Origin of the sequence: Corallococcus sp. CA047B, assembly GCF_003612065.1 — a bacterium.
GTDB lineage: Bacteria > Myxococcota > Myxococcia > Myxococcales > Myxococcaceae > Corallococcus > Corallococcus praedator.
In genome coordinates this window covers 1-641 of record NZ_RAWD01000017.1, presented here as the reverse complement: position 1 = coordinate 641, position 641 = coordinate 1, and the positions used below count along the sequence as shown (strand labels likewise).

At 72.5% G+C, this 641-nt stretch carries 1 protein-coding gene; it reads left to right on the top strand.

What is annotated here, in order from left to right; translation table 11 throughout:
- Positions 1-119 precede the first annotated feature (119 nt).
- Positions 120-641: peptidylprolyl isomerase (locus tag D7X74_RS05030; protein ID WP_199741765.1), on the top strand; the 522-nt coding region annotated here is incomplete at its 3' end.

Sequence of the window (641 nt, the reverse complement as noted above, 5' to 3'; positions counted from 1 at the left end):
CCTCCCGCACGGCACCGTTCCTCCTTCCTGACTTCTCCGAGCCCATGAACCGCCGTCACTCCTCCCAGCCTTCGTCGCCGTCCCTTCCGTCCCCGCGTCGGTTTCGTGGGTGGGTGCTCATGGGGACCGGGCTGCTGCTCGTTGCCTGCGGAGACCCGAAGGTGGTGGCGGAGGTGGGCAAGCAGAAGGTGACGCGCGCGGAGGTCGCCGCGTACGTGGACGCGCAGAGCGCGCGGGAGCGGCCCACACCCGCCCAGGCGTTGGACGCGTTGGTGTCCCGCTCCCTGTTGGCGGAGCAGGCGCGCCGCGAGGGCCTCGCGGACGACGAGGCCGTGAAGGCGCGGGTGGCGACCGCGGAGCGCGAGGTGCTGGCCCAGGCGCTGCTCGAAAAGCGCCTGGCGTCGGTGGTCACCGAGTCGGCGCTCCGCAAGCGCTATGAGTCTTCACGCGACGCGCTGTCCCGCCGGCAGGTGCGCGTCCGGCAGCTCTTCGTGAAGGTCCCGGCGAATGACGAAGCCACGCGCAACCGGGCGTGGTCCCGGATGAACGCGCTCCAGGCGCGGCTCGCTGGGGGCGAGGACTTCGAGAAGGTGGCGCGCGAAGCCTCGGAGGATCCGGTGAGCGCGGGGCGGGGCGGGGAC